The organism is Rhodobacter sp. NTK016B (assembly GCF_017303295.1).
GTDB lineage: Bacteria > Pseudomonadota > Alphaproteobacteria > Rhodobacterales > Rhodobacteraceae > Pararhodobacter.
Map to the genome: position 1 here is coordinate 42,705 of NZ_JAFKOK010000021.1, position 15,435 is coordinate 58,139.

Sequence of the window (15,435 nt, forward strand, 5' to 3'; positions counted from 1 at the left end):
GATGGCCAGCTTCCCCACTCCGAACCGCGACCCGTTGATCGACAGCCGCCTGCAGGCGATCCTGTCCCAGCGCGGCAAGGAATTGCTGGGCCTGTGCCTGATCGGCCTGGGCCTGATCCTGGCGTTGATCCTGGGCTCGTATTCGCCCGAGGACCCGACCTGGATGGCCGCGACCGACGCGCCCGTGCACAACGCGCTAGGCCGGGTCGGCGCCGCCATTGCCGCGCCGCTGACCAAGATCATCGGTCTGGGCGCGTGGGGGATCGCGCTGTCGTTCTGCGTCTGGGGCCTGCGGCTGGTCATCCATCAGGGCGAGGAATACGTGCTGCACCGCTCGTTCTTCGCGCCGGTGGCGATCGCCGTGGGTGCGGTATGGCTGTCCTCGCTGGTGCCGGGGGCGGGCTGGACCGTCGATCACGGTCAGGGCGGCATGTTCGGCGACACGGTGCTGGCGGCGGTGATGACGGCGCTGCCGATGACCGCCTTCGTGGCCAACCTCGTCACGCTGCTCAGTTTCGCCGCGACGGTGGCGCTGTATCTCTACGTTCTGGGCTCGACCCTGCCGGAACTCAAGCGTATCGGGCAGTTCCTGTTGTCGGGGCTGATCCTCAGCTATGCGGGTCTGTGCTCGCTTCTGGGCCTGTCGGCGCGGGGCATGGGCGGTCTGGCTTTGAAAGGGCATGAAAGCTGGCAGCATCGCCGCGAAACCCGCGCGCAGGCGCGCGCCGCCGCCGAGCAGGCGCTGGCACAGCATCAGCGCTGGAGCGAGCCGCAGGGCGGCTACGCGCCGGATTACCCGATCGACCACGACGACGATTACCCGCTGGAATACGGGCCCGATTACGGCACCGATCCGCGTTACGACCCGCAGCCCGCGCGCATGGCGCCGCAACCCCAACCTCAGCCCCAGCCTCAGCCCCAAGGCGGTTACCGCCCGGCGCAGCCGGTGCGGGGCCGGGCTCAGGGTCACGGCATTCCGGGTCACGGCGCGCAGGGTCATGTCGAGCCGCCGCTTTCGACCCGTCAGCCCGAGCCCCATGGCCGCGATCCTTATGAGCCCATGCGCGAGGCGCCGCGCGAGCCCGTGCGGGCCGAGGGCTCTCGGGCAGAGGGCTATGGCCAGCGCTACACGCCACAGCATCGCGCGACCGCTCCTGCAGCCGCCCCGGCGCCCGAATATGCACCCGAACCGGCGCCGCAAGCCTGGGGCCAGCCGCCGCGCGGTGACGAGCGTAGCGGTTTGCTGAGCCGCGTCTCGGCACTGGGCCGCCGCACCGAGCCTGACATGCCGCCCGCGGAATGGTCGATGCCCGACGGCGAGCTGATCGAGCCACAGGGCCCTGCCGCGCTGGCCGAAGCGACCCCGCCCAGTCCCGAGGGCCTTCGCGCGCGCATCGCCGAGCTGATGGGCTCGCGCAAGCGTGCCAAGCCGGTGCTGCGGTTCGATCCGGATGCCTATCCTGCCCGCGCTGCCGCCGAGGCCGCGCGCGCTGCGCCTGAGGCCGGTGTCCAACGCCGTGAACCCGCGCTGACCGCTGCCCAAGCGGCGGCTCCCGTCGCCACGGGCATCGCGCCCGCGCCGCAGGCCGCGCCTACCCCGCAATCGGCGCAGCAATCGGCCGCGCGAGCCGCGCCGACCCCGCCGCAGGGCTACAGCTTCAGCCATGCCTTCGGCTATCAGCCCGCCCCGGCCAGCTATCCCGGCGCCACCGCACCGGCGCCGTCGCGTTTCGCGCCGCAGCCCGACGCCGCTCCGCTGCTCGATGACGAGGACGATCCGTTCGATCCGCATCTGGACGATGACGATTTCGACGCCTATGCCGCGTCCGTCGCGCCGCGCGCGCCTAGTGCGCCGGTTGCGGCCCCCGTGGCCAGCCGTGTGCAGCAAGCCCCGAACCGCGCGCCCGCGCCGTCGCGCCGCGCGCAGGCCGAGGCGCAGCCCTCGCTGGCCTTCGAACCCGCCGAAGACGGGTTCGAATTGCCGCCGCTCGCGCTGTTGCGCGACCCGGCGCTGGAAAAACGGCAGATCATCTCGCATGACGCGCTCGACCAGAACGCGCGGATGCTCGAAAGCGTGCTGGAAGATTACGGCGTGCGCGGCGAGATCATCTCGTGCAAGCCGGGCCCGGTCGTGACGATGTATGAACTGGAACCCGCGCCCGGTCTCAAGGCCAGCCGGGTGATCGGTCTGGCCGACGATATCGCGCGGTCGATGTCGGCGCTGTCGGCGCGCGTTTCGACCGTACCGGGACGCTCGGTCATCGGTATCGAACTGCCCAATGCCGACCGTCACACGGTGGTCTTGCGCGAGATCCTGGCGACCCGTGATTTCGGCGATTCGACCATGCGTCTGCCGCTGGCTCTGGGCAAGGATATCGGCGGCGAGGCGGTGGTGGCGAACCTCGCCAAGATGCCGCACCTGCTGATCGCGGGGACCACGGGCTCGGGTAAATCGGTGGCGATCAATACGATGATCCTGTCGCTGCTCTACAAGCTGACGCCCGCCGAATGCCGGTTGATCATGATCGACCCGAAGATGCTGGAACTCAGCGTCTATGACGGCATCCCGCACCTGCTCAGCCCCGTCGTCACCGATCCCAAGAAGGCCGTCGTGGCGCTGAAATGGGTCGTGGGCGAGATGGAGGAACGCTATCGCAAGATGTCCAAAATGGGCGTGCGCAATATCGACGGCTATAACGGCCGCGTGCGCGAGGCCTTGGACAAGGGCGAGATGTTCAAGCGCACGGTGCAGACCGGCTTCGACGACGAGACCGGCGATCCGGTCTTCGAGACCGAGGAATTCGCGCCCGAAGCGCTGCCCTTCATCGTGGTGATCGTCGACGAGATGGCCGACCTGATGATGGTTGCGGGCAAAGAGATCGAAGCCTGCATCCAGCGTCTGGCGCAGATGGCGCGGGCCTCGGGCATCCACCTGATCATGGCGACGCAGCGGCCCTCGGTCGATGTTATCACCGGCACGATCAAGGCGAACTTCCCTACCCGGATTTCCTTCCAGGTGACCTCGAAAATCGACAGCCGGACCATTCTGGGCGAGCAGGGGGCCGAGCAGCTTCTGGGCATGGGCGACATGCTCTACATGGCGGGCGGTGCCAAGATCACCCGCGTGCACGGGCCCTTCGTGTCCGACAGCGAGGTCGAGGAAGTCGTTCAGCATCTCAAGAGCTTCGGCCCGCCCGACTATGTCGGCGGCGTGGTCGAAGGGCCCGAAGGCGACCGCGAGGCGGATATCGACGCGGTTCTGGGCCTGGGCGGGGATTCGGGCGGCGAGGATGCGCTTTACGATCAGGCGGTGGCGATCGTCGCCAAGGATCGCAAATGCTCGACCTCATATATCCAGCGCAAGCTGGGCATCGGCTATAACAAGGCCGCGCGGCTGGTCGAGCAGATGGAGGATCAGGGCGTGGTCAGTCAGGCCAATCATGTCGGCAAGCGCGAGATCCTGATCCCCGAGATGCAATAGGGCCAAGCGGGGCGGCGCGCAGGCGTCGCGCCCGCCCACACACCCCGCGCGCCTGCGCGCCAGAAAGACAGCGCCAGAAATTCAGCGCCCGGTCGATGGACCGGGCGTCTGGCGTTCAGGGCTTCAACGTTCAGGGTTTCGGCGTTTGGGGCTTTGAGCGTTTCAGGCGAACGGGTCCTGCGGATAGCCCACGCCGGTCAGCACCAGCCCCTGCGGCGGACAGACCGGCCCGCAGGCGGCGCGCTCGCGCGCCTCAAGCGCCTGTTTGACGCGATCGGGATCCCACGACCCGGCCCCCACGCGTTCCAGCGTGCCGACGATCGAGCGGACCTGATTGTGCAAGAAGCTGCGCGCGCGCAGGTGAAAGCGGATTTCTTGCCCGGCGGGATAGGGATGCTCTTCGATAGTGATCTCGTCGAGGGTCTTCACCGGCGATTTCGCCTGACACAGCGAGGCGCGGAAGGTGGTGAAATCGTGCAGGCCCAGAAGATGCGCAGCGCCCGCGCGCATCGCCGTCACGTCGAGCCGGTGGCGCACCTGCCAGACCTGCCCCGCATCGAACACGACGGGCGCCCGTCGGGCGACGAGTCGGAACGTATAGCGCCGCTCGACGGCCGAGAAACGGGCGTGGAAATCCCCGGTCACGCGGGCGCATGCGGTGATCGCCACGGGTGCGGGTTTGAGATGGTGGTTCACGGCCTTGAGCAGCCGCGCCGGATCCCAGTCGCGGTCGAGATCGGCATGCGCGACCTGTCCGGTCGCATGCACGCCGGTATCGGTGCGCCCGGCGGCGGCGATGCGCGGCTCGGACGGGTTGAGACGCGCGAGCGCCTCCTCGATGGCTTGCTGGACCGAGGGCTGACCGTCCTGACGCTGCCAACCGTTGAACGGTGTGCCGAGGTATTCGATGCGGAAAGCGAAACGGGGCATGGCGGCTCTGTCGGGGAGGAGGGAAGGGGGGCTTTGCCCCCCTCGGCGCAATTGCGCCTCACCCCCCAGGATATTTGTGGATTAAAGATGCGGGCGGTTCGGGATCAGGTTTCGCGGGCGTGGATTGCTTTGAGCCCGTCGCGATAGGTCGGATGGTTGAGCGCGAGCTTCAGCTCGGGCCCGATCCGGCACGAGCGCAGGCGTTTGTTGTCGGCCCAGAAGCTGCGCGCCATGGGCGAGAGCGTGGCCTCTTCGAACGGGATCTCTGGCGGCGGGTCCATGCCGAGAAGGGAGGCGGCGAAGGCGATGACATCGGCATTGGGCGCGGGTTCGTCGTCCGAGACGATGAGCGGGCCGTCGAGCCGGGTTTCGGCGGCGGCGGCGGCGATGCGGCCCAGATCCTCGACATGGATGCGGTTGAAAACCTGCCCGGCTCTGACCACCCGCTGGGCGCGGCCTTCGCGCAGCGCGTCGAAGGAAGAGCGCCCCGGTCCGTAGATCCCGGCGATACGCAGCACGCAGAGCGGTTGGCGGTGTTTTTCCGCAAGGGCGCGCCAGCCCGCTTCGGCCTTCAGCCGGGCGGTGCCTCTGCCGGTATCGGGGCGGTCAGGGGCGCTTTCGTCGATCCAGGCGCCGCCGGTATCGCCGTAGAGCGAGCTGGCCGACGCATAGCCCAGCCATTCGAGCCGTGGCATCGGCTGGCTGGCGATCAGCGGCAGGATTGGATCCTCGCCGGTTTCGCGGTCGGGGGCGACCCAGCTTATCACATGGGTGGCCTCGGCCAGCGCGGTTGCGGCTTCGTCGGGCCAGTGCACGGCGGCGGCGCCCTTTGTGCGCGAGGTGCCCAGAAGGCGCCAGCCGGGACCCAGCGCGGCTTCGGTGGCGCGGCCGGCATAGCCGTGGCCGATGGAGAGAAGCGTTTTCATGGCGCCCAGCTAATGCCGCAGGGTGGGGTGGGGCAAGAGGCGCCCTTCAAATCCCCCCTCCGGCTGCCTATTCTTTTGACAGAACGTTTTCGGAGCACCGGCTTGCCCCCCTCATTGACCGATATGATCACGCGCCCCATCGAGGCCTTGGGCGATACCGTCTCCGAGGCCTTTTTCGAGCCGGTGCTGCGGCTCGGCGTGACCGGCCTGAGCCGGGCGGGCAAGACCGTGTTCATCACCGCTTTGGTGCACAACCTGATGGAGCCGGGGCGAATGCAGCGGATGCGGGCGGTGCAGCAAGGCCTTGTGCAGGGCGCCTGGTTGCAGCCGCAGCCCGACATGACGCTGCCGCGCTTCGATTACGAGGCGCATCTGGCCAGCCTGACGGGGGACGATCCGCGCTGGCCCGATGGCACACGGGCGGTGAGCGAGCTGCGGCTGTCCTTCCGGCTGGCGCCGACGGGGATGTTCGGCGGGCTGACCGGGCCGCGACGGCTGCATCTGGATATCGTCGATTATCCGGGCGAATGGCTGCTGGATCTGGGCCTGATGGGCAAAAGCTATGCCGAATGGTCGGCCGAGGTGATGGCGCGTCTGCCGCACCGGCCCGAGGCCGGAGCGTTTCGCGCGTCACTCGACGGTGTCGATCCCGAGGCCCGGTTCGACGAGGCCGAGGCGCAGGGGCTGGCGCGGCGCTTCACCGATTACCTTGTGACCGCGCGCGAGAATGGCTGGTCGGATTGCACGCCCGGTCGGTTCCTGCTGCCCGGCGATCTGGCAGGTTCGCCGGTGTTGACCTTTGCACCCCTGCCCGCGAGCGAAGGGCGACGCGGCTCGCTGGCGCGCGAGATGGCGCGGCGTTTCGAGGCCTACAAGGCGCAGGTCGTGCGCCCTTTCTTCGAGACGCATTTCGCGCGGCTCGACCGGCAGGTGGTGCTGATCGACGTGCTCGAGGCCGTACACCGGGGCCCCGCCGCGCTGGAAGATCAGCGCCGCGCGATGGCCGAGGTGCTGGCGGCCTTCCGTCCCGGCGCGAACGGTTTTTTCAGCACGCTTCTTCGTGGCAAGCGGATCGAGAAGCTGCTGTTCGCCGCGACCAAGGCCGACCATCTGCATCATTCCCAGCATGCGCGGCTGACCGCGCTGGCCGAAGCGATGCTGCGCGAGGCGCGCGACAAGGCGCGGTTCTCGGGCGCCGAGACGGCGGCGATGTCGATCGCCGCGTTGCGGGCCACGGTGGAAGAGACCCGCGCGCATGGCGGACGCGAGGTCGAGACGGTGCGCGGGCGGCTGCTGGACGGGCGGCAGGTGGCGGTGAATGCGGGTGCGTTGCCCGACGATCCGACACGGCTGCTGTCGCCTGCGCGCGAAGGGGCCGAGCGCTGGCTGCAGGGCGATTACGGCGTGATGCACTTCGCGCCGCCGGTGCAGAGCCGGCTGCCGGGGCAGGGGCTGCCGCATATCCGGCTGGATGCGGCGGCGGAATTCCTGATTGGCGACAGGCTGGTATAGAGCATGAGCAACGGACCCATTCTGATTGAGCTGGACGAGGCCGAGGGACACGCCGACGTGGCGGGCGCACCCGAGATCGACAGCCCGCCCGAAGGCGCGGCGATGCAGATGGCGGTGGCCGGCATGGCCAAAGGGCGATCCTCGGGGCCCGGGCGCTGGGTGCTGGGCGTGGGCGGTGCGCTGGTCTCGCTGATGCTGGGCGTGGCTGCGTGGGACTTCGCCGCGCGGCTGATCGAGCGGGTGCCGGTGCTGGGCTGGCTCGCTGCCGCGCTGTCGATTGCGCTGGTCGTAGCGCTGATCCTCTGGGCGGGGAAAGAGGCGCTGGGCTATCTGCGGGTGCGCAGGCTAGACGCGATCCGCATCCGTGCCGAGAAGGCCGTCGGCATGGGCGACCTGACCGAGGCGCGCGCCGTGGCGGCCTCGGTCGCGGCGCTGTACGGGGCAAAGGACCCGACCGAAGAAGCGCTGGACGCCGAGGCGGTGATCGAAGGGGCCGAGGCGCATCTGCTGATCGGTCTCGATCAGCGCGCGCAGATGGAAATTCAGGCCTCGGCCCGGCAGGTGGCCCTGGCGACCGCGCTGATCCCGCTGGCTTTCGCCGATGTCGCAGCGGCGCTGACCGCCAATCTGCGGATGATCCGGCGGATCGCCGAGATCTATGGTGGGCGGCCCGGCACCTTCGGCAATTGGCGGTTGGCGCGGTCGGTGGCGGTGCATCTGATGGCCACGGGCATGGTCGCGGTGGGCGACGATCTGGTCGGGTCGCTGGCCGGCGGGGGCCTGCTGTCAAAGCTCTCGCGGCGCTTTGGGGAAGGCGTGGTCAACGGCGCGCTGACCGCCCGCGTGGGACTGGCCGCGATGGAGCTGTGCCGCCCGCTTCCCTTCCGCATGGGGCGTAAACCGGCGGTCACGACGGTCACGGCGAATGCGCTGCGGGGATTGTTCGACCGGGGCTAGGGCCGCGCTGATCGCATTGTTGCCGATTTACAAGGACACGATTGCATACTGCGCCATGGCCGGGCTGCGACGCAAAGCGGCCTTTTCTCGCGCTGTCCGAGCCGTCCTTATGGGCGAACCTTGTTCCGACAGCCGGTTTGCCTATGCCCCCCGCCACGCCTCCCTTGCAGGACCACCCGCTGCGCTATGCGCTGACCAACGAGCTGCACGCCCGGCCCTCGCCGGTGGTGCCCGTGCCCTCGACCGCCGTTTTTCTGGCGGTCAAAGCCCCGCACGAGGCGGTGGCGCGCGACCGGGGCGAGGACCGGGCGCATATGCTGGATCTGCTGGACCGTCACGGGGTGTCGCATCCCCCGCCCGATGCCACGCATCATTCGGTCAAGGCCGGGCGCCACGGGCTGAAATGGGAAAACCACACCGAGATGACGACATGGATGGCGTTTTCCGAGGGGCTGACAGAGCGGCCCTTCGATCCCGCCGCCTTTGACGTTTTTCCCGCCGACTGGCTGGCGCGGGTACCGGGGATGCGCGTCACCTCTATTCTGTTTCGTATCGAGGAAATGCCGCTCAGCGGCGGCGCCTGCGACACGGCGGCGATCCGTCCGAAGCTGGACGACTGGTTCGTGGCCGAAAGCCTTGCCGCCGTCTATGTCCTTGATCGCACAGCCATCGTGGCGTCGGATTTCCGCATTGATCCGGCCGGGCATCTGCGCATGGCGATCTTTGTCCGGCCCCAGACCGGGCAGCGCCGGGTGGGCCGGATCGTGCAGCGGCTCTGCGAGATCGAGACTTATCGCGCGATGTCCATGCTGGGGCTGGCCCGCGCGCGGCAGGTCTCGCAACAGATGGGGGCGCTGGACCGGCGGCTGGGCGATCTGCAGGCCGAGATGGCCGGCGGCGCCAGCCATGCCGAGGCGGTTCTGGGCGCGCTGATCGCGGTCTCGGCTGAACTGGAGCGGTTGGAAATGGCCTCGTCCTTCCGGTTCGGGGCGACGCGCGCCTATGAGGCCATCGTGCATGACCGCATTGAGGTGCTGCGCGAGGACCGGCTGGAAGGGCGCCAGACGCTGGCCGAATTCATGCGCCGCCGCTGGAATCCGGCCATGCGCACGGTGCGCGCGGCGGAAAGCCGGCTGGCGCTGCTGTCGGAACGCGCGATGCGGGCGGGGCGGCTGTTGTCGACGCAGGTCGAGGTGGCGCGCTCGGCGCAAAATGCCGAATTGCTGCAAAGCATGGACCGCCGCGCTGATCTGCAACTGCGCCTGCAGCACACGGTCGAGGGACTGTCGGTCGTGGCGATCAGCTATTACGCGGTGGGGCTGGTGTCGAACATGGTGACGCCGCTGGCCGAACCCGTGGGGCTGAGCAAGACATCGGTCTATGCGCTTGTCACGCCGGTCGTGGTGCTGGCCGTCTGGCTGGCGCTGCGGCGCATCCGGTCCAAGCTGCATTGACGCAAAAGGGGGGCGCGAAGCCCCCCTTTTTTCCGTTCCGTCACGCTCGCCTCAGGCCATTGCGCGCAGTTTTTCCAGCACCTCGCGCAGGCGCGCGGCTTCGTCTGACCGCTCGGCCAGATTGGCGCGCGCCTCGTCGACCACCTCTTCCGAGGCATTGGCCACGAATTTCGGATTGTTCAGCCGACCGCTCAGCCCGCCGATTTCCTTGTCGAGCTTTTGCAGCGATTTCTCCAGCCGGTCGGCCTCGGCGGTGATGTCGATCACGCCCTCGATCGGCAGCGCATAGGTCGCGCCCTCGACCGCGACGGTCAGCGCGGCTTTGGGGATCTCGGCATCCTCATGCAGTCCGTCGAGCCGCGCAAGGCGCTCGATCAGCGTCTTGTTGCGGCCATAGGCGGTCTTGGCGGTTTCGTCCTGATCCACCACCAGCATCGGCAGCTTCATCCCCGCCGGGACCCGCATCTGCGTGCGCGACGAGCGGATGCTTTCGATCAGGCCGATGGTCCAGCCCATCTCGCGATCGGCTGCGGCATCGGCGATATCGGTCGTGTAGTCCGGCCAGTCGGCATGGGCGCACAGCTTGTCGCGCGGGCCGGTCAGGCCCCACAGCTCTTCGGTGATGAAGGGCATGATCGGGTGCAGCAGGACAAAGCACTGATCGAGAACCCAGCGCATCGTCGCGCGGGTCTCATCGGCCTGATCGCCGTCGAACAGCGGCTTGGCGAATTCGACATACCAGTCGCAGACCTTGCCCCAGACGAAGACATAAAGCGCGTTCGCCGCATCGTTGAAGCGGAAATTGGCGAAGGCTTCGTTGACCACGGCCAGCGTGCGCGCGGTTTCGCCGATGATCCAGCGGTTGGCGGTGGCCTGCGGCTGCGGCACCTGCGCCGCGGGCGCGCCCTCGAACACGCCGTTCATCTCGGCGAAGCGGGTGGCGTTCCACAGCTTGGTGGTGAAGTTGCGATAGCCGGTGATGCGCTGGGTATCGAGCTTAAGCACCCCGCCAAGGCTGGCCATCGCCGCATTGGTAAAGCGCAGCGCATCGGCGCCGAACTCGTCGATGATATCCAGCGGGTCGATGACGTTGCCCACCGATTTCGACATCTTCTTGCCCTTGGCGTCGCGCACGAGGCCATGCAGATAGACGGTGTGGAACGGCACCTGATCGACGACGGCCAGCTGCATCATCATCATCCGCGCGACCCAGAAGAACAGGATGTCCTGCCCGGTAATCAGCACATCGGTGGGGAAATACTTCGCCAGTTCCGGGGTTTGCTCTGGCCAGCCCAGTGTGCCGATCGGCCAGAGGCCCGACGAGAACCACGTGTCGAGGACGTCCTCTTCACGGCGCAGCGCCTTGCCGGGCGCCATCGCCTGCGCTTCGGCTTCCGAGGGCGCGCAATACTGGTTGCCCTCGTCATCGTACCACACCGGGATCTGGTGCCCCCACCACAGTTGGCGCGAGATGCACCAAGGCTCGATATTCTCCAGCCAGTGGTAATACACCTTCTCGCCCGATTCCGGCAGGATGCGGGTATAGCCCGCCTCCGGGTCGAAAGTCCCGTTGCGATCGGCTTCGCAGCCCTTGCGCACGGCATCCAGCGCAGGGCCCACGATCTTCGACGTATCGACGAACCATTGCCATGTCAGGAACGGCTCGATCACCACTTTCGAGCGGTCGCCGAAAGGCTGCATGATCGGCTTTTCCTCGACCAGTGGCTCGCGGCTCAGGTCCTCGGCCTTGGTCTCGGGGTCGATGGTTTTCTTCAGATAGGTGACTGCCAGCCCCTCGGCATTGATCGCCTCGACCACGGCCTTGCGCGCGTCGTAGCGGTCGAGACCGCGCAGCTCTTCGGGGACAAGGTTGATCTGGCTGACATCGCCCGCCGCGCGCTCGCCGCGCGCAATGGCCCCGGCGATCTGCGCGCTTTCCTCGTAGGACAGACCATCGGCCCGCATGCGCGCCTTGGTGTCCATCAGGTTGTAGAGCGGGATGTTGTTGCGCTTGGCGACGGCATAGTCGTTGAAATCATGCGCGCCGGTGATCTTCACCGCGCCCGAGCCGAAATCGGGATCGGGATACTCGTCGGTGATGATCGGGATCAGGCGACGGTGCTCTTTCGGGCCCACCGGGATTTCGCACAGCATTCCGACGATGGGCTTGTAGCGCTCGTCCGACGGATGCACGGCCACCGCGCCGTCGCCCAGCATGGTCTCGGGGCGGGTCGTGGCGATCGAGATGTAATTGCGAGTCTCGCGCTTGGTGACGCGACCATCCTCGTCACGCTCCACGTATTCGTAGGTCGCACCATTCGCGAGGGGGTATTTGAAGTGCCACATATGGCCCGCGACTTCGGTGTTCTCGACCTCAAGATCCGAGATCGCCGTCTCGAAATGCGGGTCCCAGTTCACCAGCCGCTGGCCGCGATAGATGTAGCCCTTGTTGTAAAGGTCGACGAAGACCTTGATCACCGCGTCGTGGAAATTGCCTTCCTCACCCGCAGGCGCTTCCGGAGCGCCGGACATGGTGAACGCGTTGCGCGACCAGTCGAGCGAGCAGCCCAGCCGCTGCAGCTGACCGATGATCGTGCCGCCCGATTGCGCTTTCCATTCCCAGATCTTCCGGGTGAACGCCTCGCGCCCCATTTCCCGGCGGGTCGCATTCGACTTGTCCTTGGCCAGCTCACGTTCGACCACCATCTGCGTGGCGATGCCGGCATGGTCCTGTCCGGGCTGCCAGAGCGTGTCGAAGCCCCGCATCCGGTGCCAGCGCACAAGGATATCTTGCAGCGTGTTGTTGAACGCATGTCCCATATGCAGGCTGCCCGTGACGTTGGGCGGCGGGATCATGATCGAGAAACTCTCGTCGCGGCTGGCATTGGCGCCGGCTTTGAACGCGCCACGCTCTTCCCAAAGGGCGGCGATCCGCGCCTCGGCCTCGGCGGCGTTGAAGGTCTTGTCCATCGTCATCTTCGTCTTCCCTCACGGCGTTCGGCGGGCTTTCGCGCTGTTTAGCGGGGCCGGGCTGAAAGGGAAAGAGTGGCGCTGCGTTCCGACAGGCGCGCGGGATGGAGAGGCCGGGGGATCCACCCCAGGACCCCATAGGTGTTCAGTCCCGGCATCTGGTGGATCGGACCGACATTGAGCCTGTCTGGCTCTGAAGTCCAGATTTTGCAGATGTATTCGTAGGGCGTGAGACGGCTGAGTGTAGCGTGACAAAAATTTTTTCAGGCCGTGACAGGAATAGTTTCAGCGAACGCGTTTGGTGTCAGGCCCGGAGATGAAAAGGCCCCGCCGTGGGCGGGGCCGGGAAAGCCGAGACGCTGAAAAAGGCAGAGACGCTACGTCCTTGCGCCGCTCAGGCCGCCACCTCCCTCATATCCAACCCCGCCAGCGAGGCATGCACGAACCAGCCTTCTTCGTCATAATAGGCGATCGTGAAACCGTCCGGGTCGCGGGCCTCTTTGACGATCGAGTTTGCCTGCGACCAGGCCCAGCGGGCGTCGAAGCCTTCGGCCACTTTGCACGCGTGTCCGGGGGTGGTTTTCACGAAGGCCATGGGTGCCGCTCCTCTTCACTCTGATACCCTATAGATAATGGCCCGGAGCCGGAATTGAATGGCTCGGAGATTGCTGTTTTCATGGCGTTCCCAGCACATTCTTATCCTTGGCGAACGCGCTTCGACGGGCATCTTCAAAGCAGGAGACCGAGCGCTGCTTCCTCCAGCATCTGCGCCCCGAGAGGCGCCAGCGCACGGCGCCAGAGTTGCCCGGCCGTCTCGTTGGGAAGGATTTGAACCCGGTGTTGAAGGCGCCTTGAAACCCCCTCTTTCCGGATCACGACGGGAGGCCCGCCATCGACGCTGTCGGTCAGCCAATACACCGTGCCGCCTGTCATCCGCGCGCCGGATCTCACGGTGTCTTCGACCGAGGTCCGGCCTTTGTGGGCGGGCAGGATCGACGGGTGGTAGCCGATAGCCCCAAGCCGCGACCACCAGATCGCCCAGCCCGGCACGATCCGGAAGGAATGAGCGCAGAGGATAAGATCCGGCCGCCACGGGAAATCCGACGCCATCAGGGCGATTGCATCGGGTTTCACGGTTACCGTTATCTTGAGCGCGCGTGCGGCCGAGGCGGCGCGGTCCTGGTCGCTCGTTGTCAGCAGCGCCAGGTCGAAGCCGTGCGCGTGCAGACGCGTTAGGATCTCCGCCCCGAGCCAGCGGGTCCCGAGAACGGCAATGCGCGGTGGATTACTCGACATAGCGAAACCCCTGTACGGCTCGGAAATGTCCCCCGTAGCCGCCTCCGGAGTTCGCGGGGCGGCCCTTGCGAAGCCGGGCGGCCGCCAGCGAAGCGGCCGATTTCGCGCGAGCCTCACCCACCAGATGCGCGGAAACCTGCGCCCAGAGCGGATCGCGCCGAAGCGCCGCGCAGAGGCCCGGGTGGGAGGTGTGGAACAGCATCGGCATTGGCTTTTCGTAACGGTTCAGACCCCGGCGCCAGAGGGCGGCGATTTCATTGAGAAAGCGCAGTCCAAGCCCGGCTCCTTGCCATTCCGGCATGATGACCAGCCGGCAGGCGCGCGCCTCTTTCAGCCCGGGGCGTGTCGAGACCGCAAGATGGGCCACCGGTGCCCCTTCGACGAACCCCGCGTAGTAGGTCGCGGCGATCATCCGGGGCAGCTTCAGGTAGTGATGCGGCTCAAAGGCGGGCCAGAGGGAGCCGTCGACGCGGTGGATGTCCATGCCGATCCGGGGCGGGCGTCGAAGGCGCCTCCAGCGGAACTCGGGCGCCCGGGTGTCGATGATCCAGTCCGGCTGGAGCCAGTCTGCCACGTCCTCGTGGCAGGTGACGGCGACAAACTGACCCTCGCCGCGACGCCATGCCTTGGCGAAGGCCGCCGCCCCAATCCGCGCGACCTGACGGTCGATCGTCGATGTGAACTCGTCGACCACCGCAAGAGCGGGGCGTTCGGCCAGGATCCGCGCGAGGTCTGCGCGGAATTGCTCGCCGGTGGAGAGGTGGCGGTATGCCCGCAACCAGCTCGGCACGCTGCCGAGGCCCACGGCCGCAAGCGCGCCGGTCACATCGTCGAAGTCGCCAGCGGGCGCGATGGCGTCGATCAGGGGGGCATCGGGCCATTTCTGCGGGCTGGCATCCATCGCAAACAACGCCTTCGCGATGCTGCTTTTCCCGCTGCCGGATGGTCCGACGACAAGCCCGATCTGCCAGGGCTGCGCGTCGAGATCCGCCTCGATCGAGAGCCGGAAATCCGCATCCTCGGTTACATTGAACAGGCTGGAGACGCGCGCGGCCCGGTAGCTGTCGGGGATCGGCTGGCGGTGGTGAATACTGATCCGGGTCATGTGCAGACCACCTTGCATCCATGCCCCTGCGCACGGAATTGCTCGAACAATTCCCGCTGCGCGGCCTCGTCTTTGGCGATCACGATGACGCCGAATTGCTGGCGGTACCGGCGGCCTTTCGGCCTGCCGGGGGCACCGTCAGGAAGGTTTGGAAGGGGAACGGTCTCTGAGGTTTTCATAGCCACTTTCCGGGTCGCGCTCGGGGCGCTGCGGTGAAGGGCTCTGGTGCGGCCTCAGAATGTTGATAGCCCGGCATCGCGGGCACTTGATGGTCAGGACGCCGGCAAGGGCGTCCGGTTCAGAACAGAATAGCAACCTGCTGCAGGCGCAGCAACGCGTTTGGACTTGCGGGCTCAAGGCGAATCACCACAGGTTGGCCGTCCCTCGCGAGGGCGGGCGCGGCCTTGAGCTTCATCGGGTCGGCGGGGTCTGGTGTGAGAGCTTTGGCCCCGTGTCGGGGGGTGTTGACGCACCCCCCGGCCGCCTGAGGCGGCGCGCTTCTTTCGCAACTCCGATAGAGCGATCAGCCCCCCCGGAACGCCATGTAATCGATCCACAGGCCATAGAGGATGTGCTCATAGAGGCCGGGGTGGTTGACGCCGCCGGCGCCCGAGAAGAGCGACGGGAACAGGCCGAGGCAGTCGGGCAGGTTGAGCGCCGGCAGCGCGAGCGGGACGAAAGCCGCACCGCGAGCGAGAGCACCCCGCATGACGTACATGTCATGCACCCGCTGGCGCTCTTCGTTGATCGGCCAGACCTTGGGTTGCCCGATCACCAACGGAACGATGCCATTGGTAATGCAGT

13 protein-coding genes and 1 pseudogene are annotated in these 15,435 nt (G+C 67.1%); 4 read left to right on the forward strand and 10 right to left on the reverse strand.

Features of this window, described 5'->3' with window-relative positions; all coding sequences use genetic code 11:
- The first annotated feature begins 1 nt into the window (after position 1).
- Positions 2-3,481 carry a DNA translocase FtsK gene (locus JI664_RS21840; protein WP_207015912.1) on the forward strand — a complete coding sequence of 1,160 codons (3,480 nt, stop codon included), beginning with the start codon at positions 2-4 and terminating at the stop codon, positions 3,479-3,481.
- 162 nt (positions 3,482-3,643) lie between these two features.
- Here JI664_RS21840 and truA read toward each other — a convergent pair whose 3' ends face one another.
- Together truA and JI664_RS21850 are read right to left on the reverse strand one after the other, a co-directional pair.
- Positions 3,644-4,411: a tRNA pseudouridine(38-40) synthase TruA gene (gene truA / locus JI664_RS21845; RefSeq protein WP_207015913.1), complete on the reverse strand. Its 768-nt coding sequence runs from the start codon at positions 4,409-4,411 to the stop codon at positions 3,644-3,646.
- Positions 4,412-4,515: 104 nt separating this feature from the next.
- Positions 4,516-5,337: an SDR family NAD(P)-dependent oxidoreductase gene (locus JI664_RS21850; protein ID WP_207015914.1), complete on the reverse strand. Its 822-nt coding sequence runs from the start codon at positions 5,335-5,337 to the stop codon at positions 4,516-4,518.
- Between the two features lie 123 nt (positions 5,338-5,460).
- Here JI664_RS21850 and JI664_RS21855 point away from each other — a divergent pair, with 123 nt between their 5' ends.
- The 3 genes from JI664_RS21855 to JI664_RS21865 all read left to right on the forward strand — a co-directional run bounded on the left by JI664_RS21855 (position 5,461) and on the right by JI664_RS21865 (position 9,260).
- A complete protein-coding gene (locus JI664_RS21855) occupies positions 5,461-6,849 on the forward strand; it encodes a YcjX family protein (protein ID WP_207015926.1) in 1,389 nt (462 codons plus the stop codon).
- Between the two features lie 3 nt (positions 6,850-6,852).
- The gene (locus JI664_RS21860; protein ID WP_207015915.1) at positions 6,853-7,806 is read left to right on the forward strand and encodes a YcjF family protein; all 954 of its coding nucleotides are present in this window, start codon (positions 6,853-6,855) and stop codon (positions 7,804-7,806) included.
- A gap of 143 nt (positions 7,807-7,949) precedes the next feature.
- Positions 7,950-9,260: a DUF3422 family protein gene (locus JI664_RS21865; RefSeq protein WP_207015916.1), complete on the forward strand. Its 1,311-nt coding sequence runs from the start codon at positions 7,950-7,952 to the stop codon at positions 9,258-9,260.
- Between the two features lie 51 nt (positions 9,261-9,311).
- Here JI664_RS21865 and JI664_RS21870 read toward each other — a convergent pair whose 3' ends face one another.
- The 8 genes and pseudogenes from JI664_RS21870 to JI664_RS21905 form a co-directional block, all read right to left on the reverse strand.
- The gene (locus JI664_RS21870; protein ID WP_207015917.1) at positions 9,312-12,236 is read right to left on the reverse strand and encodes a valine--tRNA ligase; all 2,925 of its coding nucleotides are present in this window, start codon (positions 12,234-12,236) and stop codon (positions 9,312-9,314) included.
- A gap of 134 nt (positions 12,237-12,370) precedes the next feature.
- Positions 12,371-12,475 (reverse strand): annotated as a pseudogene (locus JI664_RS21875) (IS481 family transposase); the annotation flags it as partial.
- A 149-nt stretch (positions 12,476-12,624) separates the two neighbouring features.
- Complete coding sequence (locus tag JI664_RS21880) at positions 12,625-12,825, reverse strand: hypothetical protein (protein WP_207015918.1); 201 nt, start codon at positions 12,823-12,825, stop codon at positions 12,625-12,627.
- Positions 12,826-12,959: 134 nt separating this feature from the next.
- A complete protein-coding gene (locus tag JI664_RS21885; RefSeq protein WP_207015919.1) occupies positions 12,960-13,526 on the reverse strand; it encodes a formyltransferase family protein in 567 nt (188 codons plus the stop codon).
- A complete protein-coding gene (locus JI664_RS21890; RefSeq protein ID WP_207015920.1) occupies positions 13,516-14,631 on the reverse strand; it encodes an ABC transporter ATP-binding protein in 1,116 nt (371 codons plus the stop codon). The genes JI664_RS21885 and JI664_RS21890 overlap by 11 nt, the downstream gene beginning before the upstream one ends.
- Entirely contained in the window at positions 14,628-14,810 is a 183-nt protein-coding gene (locus JI664_RS21895) for a hypothetical protein (protein WP_207015921.1), read from the reverse strand. Before JI664_RS21895 ends, JI664_RS21890 begins: the two co-directional genes overlap by 4 nt.
- Positions 14,770-14,988, reverse strand: a complete 219-nt coding sequence (locus JI664_RS24280; RefSeq protein ID WP_207015922.1) for a Com family DNA-binding transcriptional regulator — start codon at positions 14,986-14,988, stop codon at positions 14,770-14,772. Before JI664_RS24280 ends, JI664_RS21895 begins: the two co-directional genes overlap by 41 nt.
- Positions 14,989-15,154: 166 nt before the next feature.
- Positions 15,155-15,435: hypothetical protein (locus tag JI664_RS21905; RefSeq protein WP_207015923.1), on the reverse strand; the 281-nt coding region annotated here is incomplete at its 5' end.